The sequence below is a fragment of the Pseudomonas sp. Rh2 genome (assembly GCF_040762985.1).
In the GTDB taxonomy this organism is placed as follows: Bacteria; Pseudomonadota; Gammaproteobacteria; order Pseudomonadales; family Pseudomonadaceae; genus Aquipseudomonas; species Aquipseudomonas taiwanensis.
This window is the reverse complement of sequence record NZ_CP142890.1, coordinates 2,918,537-2,942,720: the sequence shown is the minus strand read 5'-3', so window position 1 is coordinate 2,942,720 and position 24,184 is coordinate 2,918,537. Positions and strand designations below refer to the sequence as shown.

Below are 24,184 nucleotides of genomic sequence, written 5' to 3'. Positions count from 1 at the left end.
GCTACCGGACGAAACGCGGAATCCGCAGGCCGAGGCTCTCACGCAACGTCGTGCCTTCATACTGGGTGCGATACACCCCGCGCGCCTGCAGCAACGGTACGACCTCCCGGGTGAAGCGCTTGAACTGGCTCGGATGCCCAATGTAGATATTGAACCCGTCCAGCGCCCTTGCCTCGAACCACTCAGTCATCTTAGCCGCCACGGTTTCGGCCGACCCGACGAACGCTCCCGGCCTCAGCTGGCGCCCGTACTCCACGGCTTGGCGCAGACTGAAGCCCTTGTCCCGCGCTTGATCGGCAATGCGCTTGGCATTGGTGAAAAAGCTACTTCGCGCGTACTCAAGGCTTTCTTGGGGAAACGGCGCATCCAGGTCGTATTGGCTGAAATCGTGCCAGCCAAAATTGCGCCCGAATTCCTTGAGCGCCAGCTCGAAGCTGTGGTCCTGCTGGTTATAGTGCCGCTCGATCTCACGGGCCTCGGCATCGCTGTCACCGACGTAGATTTCGGCGCCCGGCAAGACCAGCAACTGGTCCGGGTCGCGCCCCAGTCGCGCCGCCCTGCCCTTGATGTCCTGGTAGAACGCCTGCCCCTGCTCGATGCTAGACGCATGGGTGAACACCACATCGGCAGTGGCTGCGCCCAAGTCACGCCCTTGTTGCGAATCACCCGCCTGGAAGACCACCGGCTGCCCCTGGGGCGAGCGCTGGATGTTCAGTGGCCCCACCACCGAGAAATGCTCACCCTTGTGGTTGAGCGCATGCAGCCTGGACGGATCGAGAAATTGCCCCGTGGCCCGGTCGCGGGGGAACGCATTGTCCTCGTAGGAATGCCAGAGCCCTTGCACCACCTGGACGTGCTCCTGGGCCCTGGCATAGCGAGTATCGTAATCGTAGTGTTCGTCTCGACCATAATTGCCGGCGGTGCCAGCGTCGCCACTGGTGACCACGTTCCAGCCAGCGCGGCCTTTGCTGATAAGGTCCAGGGACGCCAGGCGACGGGCTACGTTGAAAGGCGCGTTGTAGGATGTGGTCAGGGTCCCGACCAGGCCGATATGGCGGGTACTCACCGCAAGCGCCGACAACAGGGTCAGCGGTTCCAGGCGATTGAGATAATGCGACGGCGAGCCAGGTGTGATGAACTGGCTGTCGACGATGAACACCAGGTCGAACAGCGCAGCTTCGGCCTGGCGGGCGATATCGATATACCAGTCGATATTGACGCTGGCATCAGCCGGCAACTCCGGGTCCAGCCACAGGTTGTGCCGCCCAGGGCCGCCGCAACCCATGGTCAGCGCGCCCAATTTGATCTGTCTCTTGCTCATACGGGCTAGCCTCCTTGGACCTACTGGTTTTTGGCCTGCGCCGTGGCTGGCTGTTGCAGAGCGGCAGAGAACGAAGTGTCGAACAGGGTAGCGGCGGGGTACGCCTTGATCAAACCGAGCCCTGCGAAGAAGTCCACGGTTTTTTGCGCATCGACCACCACCTGTGGGTTCAACGGTGCCAGGTCGGTACGGGCGCGAGCGAACCAGATGCGGGCGATGTCGCGGTCGGCCCGGGTACGCTTGGCCCAGTCGTCGGCATAGGCTTCGGTATTGGCCGGGTCGCCCAAGGCCCATTCGCGGGCTGTTTTCAGGCGCTGCAGGAAGTCCGCGATTTGCGCGCGCTTGCCCTCGACGGCCTTGGCGTTCGCCACCACGAAGCTCTGCGCTGGAATCAGCCCTTGCGCAGTGGCCAGTACCCGTGCGCCTTGGCGCTCCTGCTGGGTGACGTAGGGTTCCCAGGTGGCGATCACGTCGACCGAACCGCCATCCAGGGCGTGAGAAGCATCCAGTGCACTGAGATAACGCAGCTCGAGCGAGTCGCGGGGCACATTGGCTTTGTCCAGGGCGCTGAACAACAGTTGTTGGCTCCACGAGCCTTTCCAGATCGCTGCGCGCTTGCCGCGCAGATCAGCCAGGCTGTGTATGTTCGAATCCTTGCGCGCGAGGATCGCCACACCGTCCAGATTCTGCCGGCTCACCGCGATGACTTTGATCGGCGCCCCCAGGGCCCCGAGGAACAGCGGCGGTGCATCGCCCAGCAGGCCGAGGTCCAAGCTACCGACGTTCAGCGCTTCGGCCACTGGGGAGCCGGCAGTGAACTGCTTCCATTCCAGTGTGTAGGGCAAGTCATCGAGCACACCCGCCGCTTCCATCACGGAGCGGGCATTGAAGCTCTGGTCACCCACTACCAGGGTTTGCGCACTGACGGCCAGGCTCAGGGCTGAGGCCAGCACGCCTGCAGCCAATTTTTTGAGGTATCGCACGTTCGTCTCCAGGTGCCCTTGGGGCACGGCATGGCAAGTCGATCCGCCCGTGCGGTCTCGCAGATTATTTATGTGTTTTGAATCTAAACAGAGGCCTGTTTATAAGCTAACGACTCGAAACACCCCTGTGAAATGCGTTTTAGGCATAACCTAATGTTTCTGAAATGCGCGCCACTAAATACCAATTATGCATATTAGCTTATGATTATTTTGCATTTTGAGAATATTCTCTGACTTTGCTAGGGTGATTCAGACCTCTCCATCGAGCCCTTACCATGAGCCAACCGCTGCGTCTTGACCGTTTGCGCTTGTTCATAAGCGAACTTTCCGATCTTTTGGACCGGGAGACCGACGAGGCCGCCCTCCTCGACCACGGCCAGGGTCTGCTTGGCAGCCTGGTCGCTCACGATGACTGGCTGCCCGCGGACCTGGCTCAGCCCGATCCGACCCGTTACCAGCAGTACCTGTTGCATTGCGACTCGCGCCAACGCTTTTCCATCGTCAGTTTCGTCTGGGCACCGGGGCAGCGCACCCCGATCCATGACCATCGCGTCTGGGGCCTGATCGGCATGCTGCGCGGAGCCGAATACTCGCAAGGCTTTGCCCGCACCGAACAGGGCGCACTGGTGCCCGCTGGCGAACCTGTACGCATCGATCCGGGGCATGTCGAAGCTGTCTCGCCCCGCATCGGCGACATCCATCAAGTAAGCAATGCCTTCGACGACAGGGTGTCGATCAGCATCCATGTCTATGGCGCCAACATCGGTGCCGTTCGGCGCGCCGTATACCTGGCCGACGGCAGCGAAAAAGCCTTCATTTCCGGATACACCAATACCCGCTTGCCCAACATCTGGGACCTGTCCAAAGAGACCCCTGACCTATGAGTACTGTGACCACCCGGACCTACCAGGACATTCGTCGAGCCCTGCTGGCCCATCAGGAGCTGGCACTGATCGACGTCCGAGAAGAAGACCCGTTTGCCCAGGCGCACCCATTGTTCGCCGCCAACGTTCCGTTGTCGAAACTGGAACTGGAAATGTTCGCCCGCGTACCGCGTCGCAGTACCGCCATCACCCTGTATGACGATGGTGAAGGACTCGCGGACCGAGCGGCGGAGCGCCTGCTGGCGCTGGGCTACAGCGATGTGGCATTGCTGCAGGATGGCCTGGCCGGCTGGCGCGCTGCCGGCGGCGAGCTGTTCAGAGACGTCAACGTACCGAGCAAAGCCTTTGGCGAGTGGGTCGAGAGCGTGCGCCATACCCCGTCGCTGGCGGCCGAGCAGGTGCAGGCGTTGCTGGATGCCAAGGCCGATGTGGTGGTACTCGACGCCCGGCGTTTCGATGAATACCAGACGATGAGCATACCGGGCGGTATCAGCGTGCCGGGTGCGGAATTGGTGCTGCGGGTTGCCGAGCTGGTGCCCAGCGCCGACACCCAGGTGATCGTCAACTGCGCCGGGCGCACCCGCAGCATCATCGGCACTCAGTCACTGGTCAATGCCGGGATCCCCAACCCGGTGGCAGCGCTGCGCAATGGCACCATCGGCTGGACCTTGGCGGGGCAACAACTGGCCCATGGCCAACAGCGCCGCTTTACCGAAGTGACCGAGTCCAACCGTGCCGTGGCAGCCAAGCGTGCGCGCAAGGTTGCCGATAAGGCCGGTGTGCTGCGCCTGGAGGTCAAGGGGCTCAGGGTCTGGCAGGCCGACAGCCACCGCACCACGTACCTTTTCGATGTGCGCACACCTGAGGAATATGCCAAGGGCCATGTGCCTGGAAGCTGTTCGGTGCCTGGCGGGCAGTTGGTGCAGGAGACCGACCATGTGGCCAGCGTGCGCGGTGCGCGTATCGTGTTGGTCGATGACGATGGCGTGCGGGCGAACATGAGTGCTTCGTGGCTGGCGCAGATGGGCTGGCAGGTGGCTGTGTTGGATGGGCTTACCCAGGACCACTTCAGCGAGACAGGTGACTGGAAAGCCCCGCTGCCGCCACTGCCGCAAGTGACCGAAATCAGTGTCGAGCAGTTGCAAGGCTGGCTCGAATCCGCCAGTACCGTAGTGCTGGATTTCACGGCCAGTGCCAACTACGTCAAGCATCATGTTCCGGGTGCCCATTGGGCTATCCGGGCGCAACTGCCCCAGGCCCTGGAGCGGTTGCCTGTAGCCGAACGTTATGTGTTGACTTGCGGCACTGGCCTGCTCGCCCGTTTCGCAGCCGTCGACCTGCAAGCACTGACCCACACGCCCGTGTATCTGCTCAGCGGGGGCACCGCCAGCTGGATTGCCGCTGGCAAGCCGCTGGAGAGCGGTGAGACCCATTTGGCGGTGGCGCGCACCGACCGCTACCGCCGGCCTTATGAAGGCACCGATAACCCGCGCGAGGCCATGCAAGGTTATCTGGATTGGGAGTTTGGTCTGATTGCGCAGTTGGAGCGCGATGGCACTCATGGATTCCAGGTGCTGAGCTAGGGTCTGTAAGAAAAGTCTTGAGACGAAGGTCTGGCAAGGCGAAAACAGCCGAGGAAGCGGAGTTTACGGGTTGTAAGGAGCATTCCGAGGCTGTTTTCAACGCAGCATCACCGAGTTTCAAGGCTTTTCGTACAGAGCCTGGAGAAAACGGGGCCGCTTCGCTCGGAGGGACGCCTGCAGCGCTGATCCATGCCCCACATCGATGTCTGACCACGCCTTATCATTGCGCGTGATAATAACCTTCGCTCCATTCGATTCGTGCGCTACGCGCAAGACACTCACACTCCGCCCACTACTAATACATTGGCGGAGTTCTCCATGGAACAATCACTCAAACCCTTGCGCTTCCCCCTCGCTGCCCTGGCAGTCGTGGTGCTGAGCGCATGCGGTCGAACCCCGGACGCCGTGCAGGCCCCCGCCGCACCGAAAGTCAGCGTCGCCAAGGTGATCGAGCAACCGATCAACGAGTGGGACGAGTTCACCGGCCGCCTCGAAGCGCCAGAAACCGTTGAAGTACGCCCTCGGGTCTCAGGCCAGATCGACTTGGTAGCCTTCACCGAAGGTGCCCAGGTCAAGAAAGGCGACCTGTTGTTCCAGATCGACCCACGTCCGTTCCAGGCTGAAGTCCGCCGACTCGAAGCCCAACTGCAACAAGCCAAGGCCACCGCCATTCGCAGCGCCAACGAAGCCCGCCGTGGCGAGCGCCTGCGCGACAGCAACGCGATCTCCGCGGAATTGGCCGAATCGCGCAGCAGTGCCGCCGCCGAAGCCCGTGCCGGTGTCGATGCCATCCAGGCCCAACTGGACCTGGCCCGCCTGAACTTGAGCTTCACCCGCGTCACTGCGCCGATCAGCGGCCGGGTCAGCCGCGCTCAGTTCACCGCCGGCAACATCGTCACCGCCGATGTCACCCCGCTGACCAGCGTGGTGTCCACCGACAAGGTGTATGCCTACTTCGACGCCGACGAACGCGTGTACCTGAAGTACACCCAACTGGCCCGCGAAGGCCAGCGCGGTCAGAGCACGCCTGTTTACCTGGGCCTGACCAACGAAACCGGTAACCCACACCTGGGCCAGATGAACTTCGTCGACAACCAGGTCAACCCACGTACCGGCACCATCCGCGGCCGCGCCGTGTTCGATAACCGCGACGGCCAGTTCACGCCAGGCCTCTATGCGCGGCTGAAGCTGGTCGGCAGCGCCCAGTACGATGCGGTGCTGATCAACGACGAAGCCGTGGGTACGGACCTTGGCAAGAAGTTCGTGCTGGTCATGGACAAGGACAACAAGGCCAGCTATCGCCCAGTAGAACTGGGGCCGAAGCTCGAAGGCCTGCGCATCGTGCGCAGCGGTCTGACCAAGGACGATCGCATCGTGGTCAAGGGCCTGCAGCGTGTGCGTCCGGGGTCGCCAGTGACGCCGGAAGAAACGCCTATGGCCAGCGAGCAGACCCTCGCCGCCCTCGCCCAGCAACGCCAAGCCCTCGAGGCCAGCAATCGGACGCAGAAGGTAGCGGGCTCCACCGAAAAAGTCGCCAGCGCCCAAGCGCCACGCGGTTAAGGGATCACACCGATGAACTTTTCGAAATTCTTCATTACCCGGCCGATCTTCGCTGCCGTGCTGTCGCTGGTGCTGTTGATCGCGGGCTCGATCTCGCTGTTCAAGCTGCCGATCAGCGAATACCCGGAAGTGGTACCGCCCACCGTGGTGGTGCGCGCCAACTTCCCCGGCGCCAACCCCAAGGTGATTGGCGAAACCGTCGCAGCGCCGTTGGAGCAGGCCATCACTGGTGTCGAGAACATGCTGTACATGTCCTCGCAGTCCACCGCCGATGGCAAGCTGACCCTGACCATCACCTTTGCCCTGGGCACCGACCTGGACAACGCGCAGGTGCAGGTACAGAACCGCGTCACGCGTACCCAGCCCAAGCTGCCTGAGGAAGTGACCCGCATTGGTATCACCGTCGACAAGGCATCGCCCGACCTGACCATGGTCGTGCACTTGACCTCGCCGGACAACCGCTACGACATGCTCTACCTGTCCAACTACGCCATCCTCAACATCAAGGACGAACTGGCGCGCCTGGGCGGCGTCGGCGACGTGCAACTGTTCGGCATGGGCGACTACTCGCTGCGGGTATGGCTCGACCCGAACAAGACCGCTTCGCGTAACCTGACCGCCAGCGATGTGGTGGCCGCCATTCGCGAGCAGAACCGCCAGGTGGCCGCCGGCCAGCTGGGCGCCCCGCCCGCCCCTGGCAGCACCAGCTTCCAGCTGTCGATCAACACCCAAGGTCGCCTGGTCAACGAGGAAGAGTTCGAGAACATCATCATCCGTGCCGGTGCCGATGGCGAAATCACTCGCCTGAAGGACATCGCCCGCGTCGAGCTGGGCTCCAGCCAGTACGCACTGCGCTCGCTGCTGAACAACCAGCCGGCGGTGGCCATCCCGATCTTCCAGCGGCCTGGCTCGAACGCCATCGAAATCTCCGACGAAGTGCGGGCGAAAATGGCCGAGCTGAAGAAGGACTTCCCGGAAGGGATGGACTACAGCATCGTCTATGACCCGACCATCTTCGTTCGTGGCTCCATCGAAGCGGTAGTGCACACCTTGTTCGAAGCGCTGGTGCTGGTAGTGCTGGTGGTGATCCTGTTCCTGCAGACCTGGCGCGCCTCGATCATCCCGCTGCTGGCCGTCCCGGTGTCGCTGATCGGCACCTTCGCGGTGATGCACCTGTTCGGTTTCTCGCTCAATGCCCTGTCGTTGTTCGGGTTGGTATTGGCCATCGGTATCGTGGTGGACGACGCCATCGTCGTGGTGGAGAACGTCGAACGTAACATCGGGCTTGGCCTGAAACCGCTTGAGGCCACGCAAAAGGCCATGGGCGAAGTGACCGGTCCGATCATTGCCACTGCCCTGGTGCTGTGCGCGGTGTTCGTGCCTGCTGCGTTCATTTCTGGCCTGACCGGGCAGTTCTATAAGCAGTTCGCCCTGACCATCGCCATTTCGACCGTGATTTCGGCATTCAACTCGCTGACCCTGTCGCCGGCGCTGGCTGCCGTGCTGTTGAAGGAGCATCACGCGCCCAAGGACCGCTTCTCGCGGTTCCTCGACAAGCTGCTGGGTAGCTGGCTGTTCGCGCCGTTCAACCGTTTCTTCGACCGTGCCTCCAATCGCTACGTCGGCGGCGTGCGCCGGGTCATCCGCTCCAGCGGCATCGCCCTGTTCGTCTACGCTGGCCTGATGGGCCTCACCTACCTGGGCTTTTCGTCCACCCCGACCGGTTTCGTACCGGCCCAGGACAAGCAGTACCTGGTGGCCTTTGCCCAGTTGCCAGACGCGGCGAGCCTCGACCGTACAGAGGCGGTCATCAAGCGCATGAGCGAAATCGCCCTCAAGCAACCCGGCGTCGCCGACTCGGTAGCCTTCCCGGGGCTGTCGATCAACGGCTTCACCAACAGCCCCAATAGCGGCATCGTGTTCACCCCGCTCAAGCCGTTCGATGAGCGCAAGGACCCGAGCCAGTCGGCTGCAGCCATCGCCGCTGCGTTGAATGCCCAGTTCGCTGACATCCAAGACGCCTACATCGCGATCTTCCCACCGCCACCGGTACAAGGCCTGGGCACCATCGGCGGCTTCCGCCTGCAGATCGAAGACCGGGGCAACCTGGGCTACGAAGCGCTGTACAAGGAAACCCAGAACATCATCGCCAAGAGCCACAACGTGCCGGAGCTGGCTGGCCTGTTCACCAGTTACCAGGTCAATGTGCCACAAGTCGATGCAGCCATCGACCGTGAGAAGGCCAAGACCCATGGCGTGGCGATCACCGACATCTTCGACACCCTGCAGGTCTACCTCGGCTCGCTGTACACCAACGACTTCAACCGCTTCGGTCGCACCTACCAGGTCAACGTCCAGGCCGAACAGCAGTTCCGCCTCGATGCCGAGCAGATCGGCCAGTTGAAGGTACGCAACAACCTCGGCGAGATGATCCCGCTGGCGACCTTCCTCAAGGTCAGCGACACCTCCGGACCTGATCGGGTGATGCACTACAACGGTTTCATCACCGCGGAAATCAACGGCGCGGCCGCACCTGGCTACAGCTCCGGCCAAGCCGAGGCCGCCATCGAGAAGCTGCTCAAAGAGGAACTGCCCAATGGCATGACCTTCGAATGGACCGACCTGACCTACCAGCAGATCCTCTCGGGCAATACCGCACTGCTGGTGTTCCCGCTGTGCGTGCTGCTGGCGTTCCTGGTGCTGGCCGCCCAGTATGAAAGCTGGAGCCTGCCGCTGGCGGTGATCCTGATCGTGCCGATGACCCTGCTGTCGGCCATTACCGGGGTGATCGTATCGGGTGGCGACAACAACATCTTCACCCAGATCGGCTTGATCGTACTGGTCGGACTGGCATGCAAGAACGCGATTCTGATCGTCGAGTTCGCCAAGGATGAACAGGCCAAGGGCCTGGACCCATTGGCGGCTGTACTTGAAGCCTGCCGCCTGCGCCTGCGCCCGATCCTGATGACCTCGATCGCCTTCATCATGGGTGTGGTACCCCTGGTGTTCTCCTCCGGCGCCGGATCGGAAATGCGCCATGCCATGGGTGTCGCGGTGTTCTCGGGAATGATCGGGGTGACCGTGTTCGGGCTGTTCCTGACGCCAGTGTTCTTCTTCCTGATCCGCCGTTTCGTCGAGCGTCGCCAGGCCCGCAAGGCTTCGCACGTGCCATCGCTGGAGAGCCACGCATGAACCTGCTCAAACCCCTGACGCCTAGCCTGCTGGCACTGGCCCTGGCGGCCTGCGCGGTGGGCCCGGACTACAAGACACCGGACACCGAACCTGCGCATCTGGACACCCAGGCCCAAGCCCAGGCGTTCGATCGCAGCCACTTCGAAAGCGTGTGGTGGAAGCAGTTCGACGACCCGGTGCTCAACCAGCTGGTGCAGGCCTCGTTGGAAGGCAACCGCGACTTGCGCGTGGCCTTCGCCCGCCTCAAGTCGGCGCGGGCGATCCGTGAGGATGCCTCGAACGATCAACTGCCGGTGGTGACCAGTCGCGCCAGCAGCGAAATCGGCAAGGGCCAGATTCCCGGCCAGACCGAACAGCGAGTCAACAGCGAGCGCTATGATTTGGGCCTGGACATGGCTTGGGAGCTCGACCTTTTCGGCCGCATCCAACGCCAGATCGAGGCCAGCGAAGCCCAGGAGGCAGTCGCCCAGGCCGACCTGCAACAGCTGCAGGTCAGCCTGATCGCTGAACTGGTCGACGCCTACGGTCAACTGCGCGGTGCTCAGTTGCGCGAGAAAATTGCCCTGGCCAACCTCAAGACCCAGGAGGAGTCGCGTGCCATCACCGAAACCCTGCGTGACGCCGGGGTCGGCAACGAACTGGACGTAGTGCGCGCCGACGCGCGGCTGGCCGGGGTCGAGGCGACCGTACCGCAACTGCAGGCCGAACAGGTCCGAGCGCGCAACCGCATCGCCACCCTGCTTGGCCAGCGTCCGGATGCACTGAGTGTCGACCTCTCGCCCAAGGCGCTGCCGGCCATCGCCAAGGCCCTGCCGGTGGGTGACCCGGGCGAGCTGCTGCGCCGCCGCCCGGACATCCGCAGCGCCGAACGCCAACTGGCCGCTGCCACGGCAAACGTTGGGGTGGCTACCGCCGACCTGTTCCCACGGGTAAGCCTCAGCGGCTTCCTGGGTTTCACCGCCGCGCGCGGTTCGCAGATCGGCTCGTCCGCGGCCAATGCCTGGGCGCTTGGCCCCAGCATCACCTGGGCCGCCTTCGATCTGGGCAGCGTGCGGGCACGCTTGCGTGGAGCCAAAGCCGATGCCGAAGGCGCCCTGGCCAACTACGAGCAGCAGGTATTGCTGGCCCTGGAAGAATCGGCCAACGCCTTCAGCGACTACGGCAAGCGGCAACAACGCTTGCTGTCGCTCATGCGCCAAAGCGACGCCAGCCGCAAGGCCGCCGAACTCGCTTCGGTGCGCTACCGCGAGGGCACGGTGGACTACCTGGTGCTACTGGACGCCGAACGCGAACGCCTGAGCGCCGAAGACGCCCAAGCCCAGGGTGAAGTCGAGCTGTATCGCGGCATCGTCTCGATCTACAAAGCCCTCGGTGGCGGCTGGCAACCCGAGACAGTGGCCAGCGCCCACTGATTCAACGACTCCTTTGGTTGGATCCTCCGCCAACCGTTTGCCCCGCTGGCCTCGCGCCTGCGGGGCTTTTTTGTTCATCCTTCGCCTACGCGGCACCGAGCCGACCGCAGACAAGGGTTGAGCCAATGCACCTTGCAGACAGGGGCATTCTGCCCCAAGCTCTGCCTTCCCACCGCCATGGATCGCCCGATGCTCAAACGCCACCACTACCTAATCGCCTTGCTGGCGCTGGTCCTGGCGACGACTGCGTTGGTCTTCCTGCGCCGCGATGACCAACCCACGCCGCCGACCTTGCCTGCGCACAGTTATGCCAAGGCATTGCGCCAGGCCCATGAAGGCCTGCCAGGCGCCGCGCGGGTGCTGTACCAGCAATTGCAACGCAACGACCTCGCGCCGATTCGCCGCGCCGCACTCTACGCCGAGTTGCCCAACTACCCGTCGCCACAAGCACTGAAGCTTGCGCAGCAAGATTTGGAGCATGACGAGCCGCTGGTACGCCGGGCTGCCATCGCCGGCATTCGTCGGTTGCTGCCTGCCGCGCAGCGCAGCCTGGTGCTGGGGCCGCTGCTGGACGACGACGACCAGAGTGTGCGCTTCGCGGCGGTGGACGCCCTGCTGGGTCTGGACCCGGACGCCATCGGCCTGTATTTCGGCCCCCTGCAAGCGGCGCTGGAGCAGTACCAGCAGGCGCTGGAAAAGCAGCCCGAGGATGCCGCCGCGCAGGTGCACCTGGCTCGCCTGTATCTGCATGAAAACGACTATGACCAGGCTGCCATGGCCCTGCAACGTAGCTTGGCCGTGGCGCCGGACGGCCTCGATGCCCTGGCCACTCAGGTGCGCTTGCTCGAGCGCCAGGGACAGCATGATGAATCACGTCAGGTGCTGGGCAAGGCGCTGGCCTTGCGCCCAGACTCGGCGTTTCTGCAGTACGAGCTCGGGCGATGGCTGAACCGTCATGAACAATGCGAATACGCATTGCTGGCCCTGGCCCGCGCGGTGGAACTGGAACCCGACAACGCTGATTATCGTTATGCCCTGGCGGTGACCCTGCACGACCTGGAACAGGGCGATGCCGCGCAGAAGCAACTGGAAACCCTGCTCAACCGTCAACCGGCAAACCGGCGCGCCAGGCTGTTATTGATCAAGTACTGGAAAGAGACCGGCCAACTGCAGAACGTGCAGGTGCTGTTGGCTGAACTGGAACGACAGAACCCTGATGATCCGGTGCTTCAACAAGGTTTGTAGCAAGCTCGGAGATTGTCGTTGAACCCTTGACGATGCGCCGTGGTCCAGAGGTTATCGGACCTCAAGGCGAAAGCGCCCCCAGGCGCTGCCCATCGACACGGGAGAGTCGTTTTGGCCAGTTCATTGTCGCTGGATGAGCGCGCCCTGATCCTGGCCCCCGCCCAGCTCGGCGCGAGCACCTCGAAGCTACTGGCGACAGCCGGTATAGACTGCCTGTGCGCGCGCGATATCGACCATCTGCATAGCTGCCTGGTCGAGGGCGCAGGCTTGGCGATCATCGCCGAAAAGACACTCAGAAGTTGCAAAGATACGTTGTTGCGGGAGTTCATCAAGGATCAGCCCTGCTGGTCGGACCTGCCCATCGTCCTGCTCACCGCCCCCCGCTCCCCCCTCACCGCCCCTCTTGGGCACCCCTTGGGAAACTTGTCCCTTTTGGGCTCACCCTTCGCCGATGAACAACTTCTGCTGTTGGCCAGGAATGCGCTGCGTAATCGTCGCCGCCAGTACTTGGCACGCGACCAGCTCCAAGCGCTGCAACAACAACTCGATTCGCGCAGCCAGACGCCGGCGTTGGCTGTGCATCAAGCACGCAAGATGGAAGCCATCGGCCAGTTGGCTGGTGGCGTGGCGCATGACTTCAACAACCTGCTGACCAGCATCGGAGGCAGTTTCGAACTGATCGACCGCCGCTTGAAGCAAGGCCGCAGCGAGGGCCTCGAAAGCGTGCTGCGGATGGGCCGGGAGGCCGTCAGCCGGGCATCCCTGCTGACCCACCGTCTACTGGCATTTTCTTCCAGACAGTCGCTGCACAGCCAGCGCATCGAACTGCGCGCCTTACTGGAGGCTCAGCGGTTGCAGGACAACTACAGCGACTCGGTCACGCTTGAGCTGCAGCTGCCGGATACACTATGGGCCGTCGAGGCGGACGGTGTGCAACTGCAGCAGGCCCTCGACGATTTGCTGCTCAACGCCTGTGAGGCCATGCCCAGCGGCGGCGCGTTGAGGATAGAGGCAAGCAACCAGCGGGTAGAAGCCGATCCCGGAAGGGGTGACAGCCTGAGTACCGGCGACTATCTGCGGCTGAGCATCATCGATGATGGCCAAGGTATGTCGCAAAGTACCCTCGAACACGCTTTCGAACCGTTCTTCAGCACCAAGCCCGTGGGCCAGGGTATCGGCCTTGGCCTTTCGATGGTGTACGGTTTCAGCAAACAGTCCCGTGGCCATGTCGCCCTGTACAGCCAGATCGGCCAGGGTACGCGGGTGGACCTTTACCTGCCACGCCATGCTGGGCCGGCGCAGACAGTGCAGGCCGTGGACCCACCGACCTCGCCCATGGAGAGCCGTGACGTGCTGGTGGTCGAGGACGACCCACATGTGCGCTGCTTGTTGTGCCAGGCACTACAGGAGGACGGGGCCAACTGCCAGAGCGCCAGCAATGCCAACGACGCGTTGAAGTTGTTGCGCTCTGGGCAAAACGTGGATTTGCTGATCAGCGACGTCGGTCTGCCTGGCATGAATGGCCGACAATTGGCCGAGATTGCTCGCACCCTCCGGCCGGGGCTGGCGGTGCTGTTCATCACTGGCTATGCCGAGACGGCCATGGCCCGCGAAGGCTTCCTGGCGCCTGGCATGCAGTTGATCAGCAAGCCGTTCGAGCTCAAGGAGCTGCAGCGACAGGTTGCCAGGATGCTGGGCAAACCTTGAGATGACTCACTCGGCCAGCAACCGTAAGGCCTGGCTGGCGAGACTCTGGAACTCAAAAGGCTTGAGCAGCAGCGCGGTGCCCGGTTCTTCGAACAACTGGGTTTGCAATGCAGGCTCGACAAAACCCGTGATGAAAAGGACCCGCTGTTCGGGCACCAGTTGGCGCATCGCCCGTGCCAGCTGCCGACCGCTGAATCCACCCGGCAAGCCGATATCGGTGATGACCAGGTCGAAGGGGCCAGCTTGGCGGAAACGCTGCAGGGCCTCGCCAGCATCGCTGGCCTGGTGAACGTCGAAGCCACACTCGTGCAGATACTCGCGCATCAGCGCGCGCAGGTTCAGCTCATCGTCCACCAGCAGCAGGCGTTGTCCGCGGGCCCATTCAACCACCGGCGTCGGTGGGGGGGGCTCAACGGGCAGTGGTTGGTGGCAGCGCGGGAACAGCATCGAGACCCTGGCACCCTTGTCCGGTGCTGAAGTGATCCATACGTATCCGCCGGACTGGCGAACGAAACCGTAGACCATCGGCAGCCCCAGCCCAGCACCGCTACCTATGGACTTGCTGCTGAAAAACGGTTCGAAGGCACGGGCCATCTCCACCTCGGACATACCATGGCCATCGTCCTCCACGTGCACCGCTACATAATCCCCTGGCGGCAAACCCGTCTCATCGGGAAACGCGGTGGCAAGGCGCTCGTTGGCGCAGCGAATGGTCACGCAGCCACGCTCCAGGCAGGCTTCGCGAGCATTGCTGCACAGGTTGATCAAGGCCGTCTCGAACTGCGTACTGTCAAGGCAAACGGTCCAGGGTTCGATATCCAGTTGCCATTGCAGGCGCATCTCGGCACCCAGGGTCTGAAGTAACACGGGCTGAAGTGCCGACAACTGCCGGTTGAGGTTCAACGGACGGGGCTTGAGCGGTTGATTGCGGGAAAAAGCCAGCAACCGATGGGTCAGGTTCATGGCGCGCTGCACTGAATCGCGCGCCATGTCGACGTAGTCCCCCAAACGCTCCAGACGCCCTTGGTCCAAGCGTCGCTGCAACAACTCAAGGCTACCGCCGATGCCGGACAGCAAATTGTTCATCTCATGTGCCATACCGCCTGCCAGCTGGCCAACGACTTCGAGTCGCTGACTGTTGCGTAGCAACGCCTGGGATTGGCGCATGGCCTCGTCACGATCATCGGTGATGTCGCGGCCGACCGCGGTCAACAGCGAGCCGTCGAACTTGGCGGTCCAGCGGAACCATCGGTAGTGCCCGTCCTGATGACGCAAACGGGTTTCGAACGTATCGTCGGCATTGCCAAGGATGAAGTCGACCACCGCCACCTGCACCTCGGCGCGGTCCGCCGGATGGATCAACTCAAGTACCGAACGGTCGCGTACCTGGTCTTCACTCCACCCCAGAATGCGGTACCAGGTGGGATTGGCATCCTTCAACACAAGTTCCGAGGTGACAGTCACCATCGCATCGCGCGACAGCGCCCAGAGGTGCTCGCGGTCGACCATGTATTTCTGGATTTGCGCCTGCAACACCTGCACCTGGTCCCGCCACGCTCGCTGCAACTCGGCGCCGGCCGTGGTTTCCATCACCGTGTGCAGAAAACCTGCCACCTCCCCATGGTCATCACGCACAGGGGAGTAGCAAAAGGCGAAGGAGCCCTGCTCTCCCTGGGCGCCACGACCGACCACAATGGGCTTGTCCCCGATGCAGCTCGCGTGGCCTTGCAGCGCTTTGAATACCCACGGCCCCACTTCGTCCCAGGCCTCATGCCATAGCCTGTCGAACCCTTGGCCCAAGGTATCCTGTTGCACGGGATGCAGCGCCTGGTAAGCCTCGTTGTGGATGACCGTCAGGTCCGGCCCCCAGACCAAGGCGCTAGGGAATGGGGTGTTGAGCACCATGTCGACCGCAATGCGCAGCGGAGCTGGCCAACGCGGCAAGGGGCCCAAAGCAGTACGCCCCCAGTCGAAGCGCGCGATTCGCTCGGCGAGGGTGCCTGCGGCATCGGTGTCTGTCGCCTGGGGAACGCCCCGCGGACCGGGTGGGTGTGGCGTACGGTTTGCGCCCAATATGTCGATTCCACTGTGGGGTAGAAGAAAGGATTGGCTGCATCATCTGCGCGAACGAGCGCCTCTGCAAGACATCTGTAATGTTAACCATTACGCGTGCACCACACGCGCTGCGAAATGGCGCGCCCTCAGGAAGATAGCATAACGCCACCATCACAATGGCGTGAGCGAAAACCCCAGCTATGCTGATTAGGCCTCACCTGCCGCCTGTTGCTTTATTCCTTCGCTGCCAATGGAGCCTGGTCATGAGTAAGAAGATTCTGGTTGTGCTGACCAATACAGCCAAGTACCCGACACTCAAGCGAGCGACCGGACTGTGGCTGGGGGAGGCAGTGCACTTCGTCGAAAAAGTGCAACAGGCCGGCTATGCCGTGGACTACGTGAGCCCCAGCGGCGGCTATGTGCCGATCGACCCTCACAGCCTGCAACTGGCCCCAGACCTGGACTGGCAGTGGTACAACGACAAGACGTTCATGAACCGGCTAGGCGCTTCGCTGCAGCCCGGGCAGGTCAAGGCCGATGAGTACAAGGTCATCTATTACACGGGGGGACATGGGGTCATGTATGACTTCCCCGACAACCCGGCGCTGCAGGACCTTGCGCGTCGAATCTACGAAAACCAAGGCATCGTTGCCGCCGTCTGCCACGGTGTCGTGGGCTTGCTGAACATAAAACTCAGTGACAACAGCCTGTTGCTGAAAGATCGGCAAGTCACCGGATTTTCAAATATTGAAGAGAAACTGGCCGAGCTCGATGCCGTGGTGCCCTTCCTGACCGAGAACGAACTGACAGCGCGGGGCGGTCAGTACCTGAAACACGACGACCCTTGGCAGCCCTTCGTGGTTGAAGATGGCCGGCTCATTACAGGTCAGAACCCCGCCTCCACGGGTGCGCTGGCGGAAAAGGTACTGGCAAAGCTCAAGGTGCGATGAACCTTACAGCGATTTCCCCCTGATCCCTACCTACGCATCGCCTGCGGATTACAGCCTGAGTAACACAGCTTACTTAGGCTCACCCTTCGTTTGCTCATGCGGCAGACCTACGAGGGGGAAATGCAGGCTATGGCGAAACTCACACAGATCGGCCGCATCATGCTGGCACCGATGCTGGCCTTGACCACCAGCCTGATGCCGGTTGCCAGTGGGCTGGTGGTGATGTTCTACCAACTGGAGCGCAAGCTCGAAGAAAACGCGCGAGTTTCCGTTCAGGAAGCCGTCTACGCGATCGATGGCGCATTGGATCGGTTGCACGCGTCGGCAGAACTGGTTTTGCCTTTGGCTGGCAAACCCTGTTCGCAAGCCCAAGAGAAGCTGGTGGGCCTGCTGCAGGGAGGGCAACGCCTTCAATCGCTGGTGCTGGCGCAGGAGGGCAAGGGCTATTGCTCGTCGATGGATGACGCGCTGTTGTACGACAGCCTGTTCATCGACCAAGACCACCCTGCAATGCTCGTCTTCGACCCGCCCACTGCGCCCAACGCAGTGTTGGTCGTGTATCAGCTGAGGCAGGACAACCTGCGTGTCTACGCATCAGCCTATGGCATGGAACTCCGTAACGAGCTGCGCGGCTTCCAGGATGGCCTGACGCTGCTCCTTGAATTTGGCGAGGACTATATCTGGAGTCATGGCGACAGCCGCGACGCTGATCGGCCTTCCCAATCGGAGTTCTTTGAAACGGCTCACTCCGAGAAGTACGGCTATACCGTCAAAGGCGGCTATGAAACAGGGTTTACCGCTCGAGAAGCCCGCCAGTCGTTGTTGCAGACGATGCCGTCAATCGCCCTGGTCGGGATACTGACAGGCTCGATCGTCTACTGGGGGATGGTAAGGGTGCGTCGCAAGGCGTTGGGTGCCACCGCCATCAGGTCATGACGGCAGCACCCCTGTGTCGTCAATCGACGTTCAGGACACCGCGGCGCACCTGGTCGCGTTCGATGGATTCGAACAGGGCCTTGAAGTTGCCTTCACCAAAGCCGTCATCACCTTTGCGCTGGATGAACTCGAAGAATACTGGCCCCAGCAGGGTCTCCGAGAAAATCTGCAGCAACAGGCGCTTGTCGCCCGCTTCGGACGCGCCGTCGAGCAAAATGCCGCGAGCCTGTAGCTCGGCCACGGGCTCACCGTGGCCTGGCAGCCGCTCTTCGAGCATCTCGTAGTAGGTCTGCGGCGGTGCGGTCATGAAGCGCATGCCGAAGCCCTTGAGGGCGTCCCAGGTCTTTAGCAGGTCGTCCGTGAGGAAGGCCACATGCTGGATACCCTCGCCGTTGAACTGCATCAGGAACTCTTCGATCTGCCCTGCACCTTTGGACGACTCTTCATTGAGCGGGATACGGATCATGCCATCGGGCGCGGTCATGGCGCGCGAGGTCAGACCGGTGTATTCGCCCTTGATGTCGAAGTAGCGAATCTCGCGGAAGTTGAACAGCTTCTCGTAGAAGCCGGCCCAGTAAGCCATACGCCCGCGATAGACGTTGTGGGTCAGGTGGTCGATGATCTTCAGGCCAGCACCGACGGGGTTGCGATCCACGCCGTCGATGAAATTGAAGTCAATATCGTAGATCGAACTGCCTTCCTCGAAACGGTCGATCAGGTACAGCGGTGCCCCCCCGATGCCTTTGATTGCCGGCAGGCGCAGCTCCATCGGTCCGGTCTCGATTTCGACCGGCTGAGCGCCCAGCTCCAGGGCGCGGGCGTAGGCTTCATGGGAATTGCGAACACGAAATGCCATGCCGCACACCGACGGGCCATGCTCGGCTGCGAAGTACGATGCGATGCTTTTCGGTTCGTTGTTCAAAATCAGGTTGATGCCACCCTGACGGTACAGGTGCACATCCTTGGAGCGGTGGGTCGCCACCTTGGTGAAACCGAGCATCTGGAATACCGGCTCCAGCACCCCCGGCGTCGGCGACGCCAGCTCGATGAATTCGAAGCCCATCAGGCCCATTGGATTGTCGAAGATATCAGCCATGTTCGTGTCCTCATCTGCAGCGAAAAATGATCAATTGCCTGTGATGCGGAACGTAGATGGTGGGGAGCACGGGATACCCCGCACGCTGCGGGCGAGGAAGTCACCAATGATCAGCTTGAACCCATGGTATGTCATATGGACCCATTCTCGGCGGGCTGGATCCTCCGTAGGCGAAGGACCTTATTGTTGTATTCGTAAACCGATTCTACATTGCGTAAATACCTTTGTCGCGCTTTAGTTCGCGCTGCACGCCGACGAGCGGCTATCCTGTGCAGGTCTTCCTTTACAAGATTAGGTCAGCATGCCCCTCACGGTTAAACGCCCCGCCCGCTGGAGTTGGCGAGCACTGCTCCCCTGGCTCATTGGCGTATTGCCACTGGCGTGCGGGCTGGTGGTCATCGACTGGCAAACCCAACGCGAGCTGCGCGCCAACAGCCTGGCCACCACGAGCCAGGTGGTGACCCATGTCGAGCGCATTCTCGACAACCTCTCTGGAGCCGCCCAGGCCTTGCTGCCACTGGCCGGCAGCCCATGCGAGCAGATCAAGCTCAACCTGCGCGGCCAGGTAACCCGCAACGCGTTCGTGCGCTCGACCAACCTGTTCCAGCACAACAGCCTGTACTGCACCTCATTGTTCGGCGAGTTCGACGAGCCAGTCGATGCCCGCGATTACACCGAGGGTAAACTGTGGCTGATGGACGGCAATTCGGTGACTCCCGGTCATCCATTGCTGGTGTACCGTGCCAGCGAAGGTGACCGGGGCGCCATCACCACGGTCGATGGTGAACACCTGCTTACGGCGCTGCGCCTGATCGGCCCAGATGAAGTATTGCAGATCCGTGTCGGCGATAAATGGATGGGCAAGGACGGTGTGGTACGCCAGGGCATGCCCCCCGTTGCGCCCATCGCCAGTGTCGAACGAAGCTCCACCCGTTATCCCTTCAGCATCCACGGCGGTTATGAGGCAGGCAAGCAAGGCGCGGTGCTGCGCAGTCATTACCCGGCGCTGCTCAGCCTGTTGCTGTTCATCGGCGCGGTGGCCGGGGTTGCATGTCATTGGCAGATCCGCCGTGCCTCGTCGCCGCGCAATGAACTAAGGCGCGCCCTGGAGGCCGACGAGTTCCTGCCGTACTTCCAGCCGGTGGTGCGCAAGGGTGACTATCGCTGGGCGGGGGCCGAGGTGCTGATGCGCTGGAACCATCCTCGCGAAGGACTGGTGCGCCCCGACCTGTTCATTCCATATGCCGAACACAGCGGCCAGATCGTCGCCATGACCCGCGCCCTGATGGTGCACACGGCACAGACCCTGGCACCCTACTGCTCGCTGATCGAAGACGGATTCCACATCGGCATCAACATTACCGCCGACCATTGCCGCGACCTCGGCTTGCTCGACGACTGTCAAACTTTCCTCCAGCACTTCCCGCCCGGCCGAGTGATCCTGACTCTGGAATTGACCGAGCGCAAACTGATCGAGCCCACACCCGTCACCCTGGAGTTGTTCGAGAAACTTCATGAAATGGGGGTGATGATCGCCCTGGACGACTTCGGTACCGGCCAATCGAGCCTCAACTACCTGCGGCAGTTCCAGGTCGACTACCTGAAGATCGATCAGAGTTTCGTTGCCATGATCGGTGGCGATGCCCTGTCCCAGCATATCCTCGACAGCATTATCGAACTGTCGGGCAAGCTGGGCCTGGGCATCGTCGCCGAGGGTGTGGAAACCACTGCCCAACGGGACTACCTGGCACACCACCAGGTGGATTTCCAGCAGGGCTACCTGTTCGCCAAGCCCATGCCGGCGGCGCAGTTTCTCCAGGCACTGGCGGCCCGCCCAGGCATCACGCAGTTGCCGCAGGGCGCGCCCCCTGAGATCATGCGCGGCTGATCCAGCGGCTTAACTCCCCCTATTTCGAGGCATTCGTGTCAAAAGGCATTCTCTCGTCGGTCATGGCGTCCTGTCTGTTCGCTGTGATGTACTTCTATACCTCTTTGCTCTCACCGCTCGACGGCGAAGAAATCTTCGGCTGGCGCACGCTGTTGACCCTTCCCTGCCTTACCCTGTTCATGCTGCTGACCAAGGACATCAAGCTGGTCGGCGGGCTGCTTGGCCGAGTGCGGCAGAATCCGCTGCTGTTGCTGGGCATGGTTGGCACGTCCTGGTTGATGGGCGTGCAGTTGTGGCTGTTTCTCTGGGCTCCTCTGCACGGGCGTAGCCTGGAAGTGTCGATGGGGTACTTCCTGCTGCCCCTGGCGATGGTGGTGACCGGGCGCATGGTGTACGGCGAACGGCTGTCCCGCCTGCAGAAAGTGGCAGTGGCCTGCGCCGCGCTGGGCGTGGGGCACGAGTTGTACCAGAACGGCAGCTTCGCCTGGGAAACCTTGCTGGTGACCCTCGGTTACCCGATCTACTTCGTGCTGCGTCGCCGCTGTCGCACCGACCACCTGGGCGGGCTTTGGTGCGACATGTGCCTGCTGCTGCCGTGGGCCGTGTATTTTGTGACCCAAGGCCCCCTGAGCGCCAACGACCTGCTGCAGCACCCTGCCCTATACGGTCTGATTCCGTTATTGGGAGCGATCAGTGCCTGCGCCCTGATCGCCTACGTGCTTGCCAGCCGGCTGCTTCCGTTCAGCCTGTTTGGCCTGCTCAGCTATGTGGAACCCGTTTTGCTGGTAGGTGTAGCGTTGCTGCTGGGCGAGACCATCGGCCCAGACCAGTGGCTGACCTACCTGCCGATCTGGGCCGCGGTGTTGGTGCTGGTGCTCGAAGGAATCAAGCACCTGCTACGCCAACGTCGTCGTCCGGTTTAAGGCGCACCTGGCGCACCCGGCGCTCCTCCACCGCCACCACCGTCATGACCCAGCCATTCCAGGCCAGACGGTCACCGACCACCGGCAAGCGGTCCAGCAAGCTCATGACCAGGCCCGCGAGGGTCTGGTAGTCCTCGGTGGCACGGGCGCTGAAGCCGGTTCGCGCCTGCACCTGGCTCAGGTTCAGGGCGCCGTTGACCACGAAACCATCGCTGTCTTCGACTACGCCTGGGCCCTCGACTTCGCTGGCATCGGGCAGCTCGCCTGCAATCGACTCGAGGATGTCGGTCATAGTCAGCAGACCGGTGAAATCACCGAACTCGTTGACCACGAACGCGATGTGGGTCGACTGGCTGCGCATCTGCTCCAACGCGTTAAGGATGCTGAAACTCTCCAGCAGGTTCAGCGGCGCCCGTGCCATGCGTTCGAGGTCGAACTGGCTGCCTGACAACAGCTCCTTGAGCAGTTCCTTCTTGTGCACGAAGCCCAGCGGCTCGTCGATCCGGCCATCGCGAATCAACGGCAGACGCGAATACGGAGAATGGGCCAGCGCCTGGGTAATGGCTTGGGCCGGTTGCGCCAGGTCGATGGCATCGACTTGGGTACGCACCGTCATCACTGTGCGAATCGGCCGTTCGGCCAGGTTCAGCACACCACTGATCATGACCCGCTCGCGACGGTCGAACAGCACTTGCTCCTCGCCACCTTCGACCAGGTCGGCAATTTCTTCGCCCACCTCGTCAGCTTCCACCCGTCGCCCGCCCAACAGGCGCAGCACGGCATGGGCGGTGCGGTCACGCAGCGGTCGGTGCTGTTGCAGGCTGCGCTTGCGACGGGCCCGGGCCAACTGGTTGAACAGCTCGATCAGCAGCGAGAAGCCAATGGCCGCGTACAGGTAGCCTTTGGGGATATGGAAGCCCAGGCCTTCGGCGGTCAGGCTGAAGCCGATCATCATCAAAAAGCCCAGGCACAGCATGATCACCGTGGGGTGGGCGTTGACGAAGCGGGTCAACGGCTTGCTGGCCACGATCATGATGCCGATCGAGAAGATCACCGCGATCATCATCACCGACAGGTGTTCGACCATACCCACGGCGGTGATCACGGCGTCCAGCGAGAACACCGCATCAAGCACCACGATCTGCGCCACGATAGGCCAGAACGCGGCATGGCGTGCCACCCCGCTGCTCTGGGCCACGTGCCCTTCCAGCCGTTCGTGCAGCTCCATGGTGGCCTTGAACAGCAGGAACACACCACCGAACAGCATGATCAGGTCACGGCCGGAGAAGCTCTTGCCGAATACCTCGAACAGCGGCGCGGTGAGAGTGACCATCCACGAGATACTGGCCAACAGGCCCAGGCGCATGATCAAGGCCAGGCTCAGGCCAATCACCCGCGCGCGATCGCGCTGATGGGGTGGCAGCTTGTCGGCCAGAATGGCGATGAACACCAGGTTGTCGATACCCAGCACCAGCTCGAGGACGATAAGCGTCAGCAGGCCCAGCCAGGCCGTGGGGTCGGCTAGCCATTCCATTAGCGGGTACTCACGGGGAAAGCGTCACAAGGACGGGGGAAGGATGGCCAGGAAGGCCGGAGACTGGGGGGCTCCGCGAAGGTGCTCATACGTACCTTGATCAAGAAATAGGAAGGTGATCCTACAATCACCGTGGGTTCTTTCGACAGCGCAAAAATATTACAAAAGCTGTAACCGCCGCTGTGAGGGACTTTTCTTCAATACATCGCCCACCTACCAGGCCAGGATCGTGGCATCTTCCACACGAGGAAATGCACCCATGACTCTCGCGCTTTCCATGGCCGCCTTTGCGCTGGCAGCTTCCATTTCACCGGGCCCGGTAAACATCGTTGCCCTGGGCAGCGGTGCCCGCCATGGTCTGCGGGCCAGTCTGGGCCACGTGGCAGGCGCCACGCTCGGGTTCTGTGCACTGTTGCTGCTGGTCGGGCTCGGGGTGCACGAACTCCTTGCGCGCTGGCCCATGGTTGGTGTGCTGTTGCATTGGGGGGGCGTAGCATTCTTGCTGTACATGGCATGGAAGCTGGCCCTGGATGACGGTCAGCTGAACAGTGCACTGCACCACAGTGCCCCCACTGCCTGGCATGGCGCAGTCATGCAATGGCTCAACCCGAAGGCCTGGCTGGCGGCGGTGGCCGGGGTCGGTGCCTACACCGGTGGCGAGCAGCACTTGCTGTGGTTGTTCACTTGGATCTACGGGCCGATCTGTTTCGTGTCGGTGGCCGGCTGGGCCTGGGCCGGCAGTGTGATTCGACGGTATCTGGGTAACCCACGGCGAGTGCGGGTGTTCAATCGAGGGTTGGCGGCGTTGCTGGTGGCCAGTGCGGGGTATCTGGTCATTTAATGGAAGATCGGCGCACAAGATCCGATCTGCACGCGTCGACTTTTCCTACAGTGCGGATCGAATTTGCCTGGCAT

General features: G+C 62.1%; 17 protein-coding genes. 12 read left to right on the top strand and 5 right to left on the bottom strand.

Going from position 1 to position 24,184, the window contains the following annotated elements:
• Nucleotide 1 precedes the first annotated feature (1 nt).
• Entirely contained in the window at nt 2–1,321 is a 1,320-nt protein-coding gene (locus VXM67_RS13250) for an LLM class flavin-dependent oxidoreductase (RefSeq protein ID WP_367237064.1), read from the bottom strand.
• 20 nt (nt 1,322–1,341) lie between these two features.
• On the bottom strand, nt 1,342–2,304 hold the full coding sequence (locus VXM67_RS13245; RefSeq protein ID WP_023380417.1) for an ABC transporter substrate-binding protein: 963 nt from the start codon (nt 2,302–2,304) through the stop codon (nt 1,342–1,344).
• A gap of 275 nt (nt 2,305–2,579) precedes the next feature.
• Here VXM67_RS13245 and VXM67_RS13240 point away from each other — a divergent pair, with 275 nt between their 5' ends.
• The 7 genes from VXM67_RS13240 to VXM67_RS13210 all read left to right on the top strand — a co-directional run bounded on the left by VXM67_RS13240 (nt 2,580) and on the right by VXM67_RS13210 (nt 13,887).
• Complete coding sequence (locus VXM67_RS13240) at nt 2,580–3,188, top strand: cysteine dioxygenase type I (RefSeq protein ID WP_023380416.1); 609 nt, start codon at nt 2,580–2,582, stop codon at nt 3,186–3,188.
• Complete coding sequence (locus VXM67_RS13235; protein ID WP_367237063.1) at nt 3,185–4,771, top strand: rhodanese-related sulfurtransferase; 1,587 nt, start codon at nt 3,185–3,187, stop codon at nt 4,769–4,771. The genes VXM67_RS13240 and VXM67_RS13235 overlap by 4 nt, the downstream gene beginning before the upstream one ends.
• A gap of 318 nt (nt 4,772–5,089) precedes the next feature.
• Nucleotides 5,090–6,331 (top strand): multidrug efflux RND transporter periplasmic adaptor subunit MexE, encoded by a 1,242-nt coding sequence (mexE, locus tag VXM67_RS13230; protein ID WP_023380414.1) that lies wholly within the window; start codon nt 5,090–5,092, stop codon nt 6,329–6,331.
• A gap of 12 nt (nt 6,332–6,343) precedes the next feature.
• Nucleotides 6,344–9,523, top strand: coding sequence for an efflux RND transporter permease subunit (locus VXM67_RS13225; protein WP_023380413.1), 3,180 nt, complete (start codon nt 6,344–6,346; stop codon nt 9,521–9,523).
• Nucleotides 9,520–10,935 (top strand): efflux transporter outer membrane subunit, encoded by a 1,416-nt coding sequence (locus VXM67_RS13220; RefSeq protein WP_023380412.1) that lies wholly within the window; start codon nt 9,520–9,522, stop codon nt 10,933–10,935. The genes VXM67_RS13225 and VXM67_RS13220 overlap by 4 nt, the downstream gene beginning before the upstream one ends.
• Before the next feature lie 189 nt (nt 10,936–11,124).
• Complete coding sequence (locus tag VXM67_RS13215) at nt 11,125–12,180, top strand: tetratricopeptide repeat protein (RefSeq protein WP_367237062.1); 1,056 nt, start codon at nt 11,125–11,127, stop codon at nt 12,178–12,180.
• A gap of 111 nt (nt 12,181–12,291) precedes the next feature.
• Nucleotides 12,292–13,887, top strand: a complete 1,596-nt coding sequence (locus tag VXM67_RS13210) for a response regulator (protein ID WP_367237060.1) — start codon at nt 12,292–12,294, stop codon at nt 13,885–13,887.
• A 6-nt stretch (nt 13,888–13,893) separates the two neighbouring features.
• Here the strand turns inward: VXM67_RS13210 and VXM67_RS13205 are convergent, their stop codons facing one another.
• Entirely contained in the window at nt 13,894–15,870 is a 1,977-nt protein-coding gene (locus tag VXM67_RS13205; protein WP_238546557.1) for an ATP-binding protein, read from the bottom strand.
• A gap of 335 nt (nt 15,871–16,205) precedes the next feature.
• On the opposite strand from VXM67_RS13205, the gene VXM67_RS13200 reads away from it, so the two are divergent.
• Nucleotides 16,206–16,892, top strand: coding sequence for a type 1 glutamine amidotransferase domain-containing protein (locus VXM67_RS13200; protein ID WP_023380408.1), 687 nt, complete (start codon nt 16,206–16,208; stop codon nt 16,890–16,892).
• Between the two features lie 96 nt (nt 16,893–16,988).
• Nucleotides 16,989–17,828 carry a CSS-motif domain-containing protein gene (locus VXM67_RS13195; RefSeq protein WP_238346517.1) on the top strand — a complete coding sequence of 280 codons (840 nt, stop codon included), beginning with the start codon at nt 16,989–16,991 and terminating at the stop codon, nt 17,826–17,828.
• A 19-nt stretch (nt 17,829–17,847) separates the two neighbouring features.
• Here VXM67_RS13195 and hppD read toward each other — a convergent pair whose 3' ends face one another.
• Complete coding sequence (gene hppD / locus VXM67_RS13190; RefSeq protein ID WP_023380406.1) at nt 17,848–18,924, bottom strand: 4-hydroxyphenylpyruvate dioxygenase; 1,077 nt, start codon at nt 18,922–18,924, stop codon at nt 17,848–17,850.
• 301 nt (nt 18,925–19,225) lie between these two features.
• Between hppD and VXM67_RS13185 the strand changes: the two genes are divergently transcribed.
• Together VXM67_RS13185 and rarD are read left to right on the top strand one after the other, a co-directional pair.
• The gene (locus VXM67_RS13185) at nt 19,226–20,812 is read left to right on the top strand and encodes an EAL domain-containing protein (RefSeq protein WP_315692213.1); all 1,587 of its coding nucleotides are present in this window, start codon (nt 19,226–19,228) and stop codon (nt 20,810–20,812) included.
• A gap of 35 nt (nt 20,813–20,847) precedes the next feature.
• Nucleotides 20,848–21,735 carry an EamA family transporter RarD gene (gene rarD / locus VXM67_RS13180; RefSeq protein ID WP_023380404.1) on the top strand — a complete coding sequence of 296 codons (888 nt, stop codon included), beginning with the start codon at nt 20,848–20,850 and terminating at the stop codon, nt 21,733–21,735.
• On the opposite strand, the gene VXM67_RS13175 is transcribed toward rarD, so the two are convergent.
• The gene (locus VXM67_RS13175; protein ID WP_023380403.1) at nt 21,698–23,269 is read right to left on the bottom strand and encodes a TerC family protein; all 1,572 of its coding nucleotides are present in this window, start codon (nt 23,267–23,269) and stop codon (nt 21,698–21,700) included. The genes rarD and VXM67_RS13175 overlap by 38 nt on opposite strands.
• 259 nt (nt 23,270–23,528) lie before the next feature.
• Between VXM67_RS13175 and VXM67_RS13170 the strand changes: the two genes are divergently transcribed.
• A complete protein-coding gene (locus VXM67_RS13170) occupies nt 23,529–24,110 on the top strand; it encodes a LysE family translocator (RefSeq protein ID WP_027907766.1) in 582 nt (193 codons plus the stop codon).
• Nucleotides 24,111–24,184 lie beyond the last annotated feature (74 nt).

Bases quoted from the DNA above. Each gene is read 5' to 3' on its own strand.
- VXM67_RS13250 (WP_367237064.1), bottom strand. From the start codon at position 1,321: ATGAGCAAGAGACAGATCAAATTGGGCGCGCTGACCATGGGTTGCGGC.
- VXM67_RS13240 (WP_023380416.1), top strand. From the start codon at position 2,580: ATGAGCCAACCGCTGCGTCTTGACCGTTTGCGCTTGTTCATAAGCGAA.
- VXM67_RS13235 (WP_367237063.1), top strand. From the start codon at position 3,185: ATGAGTACTGTGACCACCCGGACCTACCAGGACATTCGTCGAGCCCTG.
- mexE (WP_023380414.1), top strand. From the start codon at position 5,090: ATGGAACAATCACTCAAACCCTTGCGCTTCCCCCTCGCTGCCCTGGCA.
- VXM67_RS13225 (WP_023380413.1), top strand. From the start codon at position 6,344: ATGAACTTTTCGAAATTCTTCATTACCCGGCCGATCTTCGCTGCCGTG.
- VXM67_RS13220 (WP_023380412.1), top strand. From the start codon at position 9,520: ATGAACCTGCTCAAACCCCTGACGCCTAGCCTGCTGGCACTGGCCCTG.
- VXM67_RS13215 (WP_367237062.1), top strand. From the start codon at position 11,125: ATGCTCAAACGCCACCACTACCTAATCGCCTTGCTGGCGCTGGTCCTG.
- VXM67_RS13200 (WP_023380408.1), top strand. From the start codon at position 16,206: ATGAGTAAGAAGATTCTGGTTGTGCTGACCAATACAGCCAAGTACCCG.
- VXM67_RS13195 (WP_238346517.1), top strand. From the start codon at position 16,989: ATGCGGCAGACCTACGAGGGGGAAATGCAGGCTATGGCGAAACTCACA.
- hppD (WP_023380406.1), bottom strand. From the start codon at position 18,924: ATGGCTGATATCTTCGACAATCCAATGGGCCTGATGGGCTTCGAATTC.
- VXM67_RS13185 (WP_315692213.1), top strand. From the start codon at position 19,226: ATGCCCCTCACGGTTAAACGCCCCGCCCGCTGGAGTTGGCGAGCACTG.
- VXM67_RS13175 (WP_023380403.1), bottom strand. From the start codon at position 23,269: ATGGAATGGCTAGCCGACCCCACGGCCTGGCTGGGCCTGCTGACGCTT.
- VXM67_RS13170 (WP_027907766.1), top strand. From the start codon at position 23,529: ATGACTCTCGCGCTTTCCATGGCCGCCTTTGCGCTGGCAGCTTCCATT.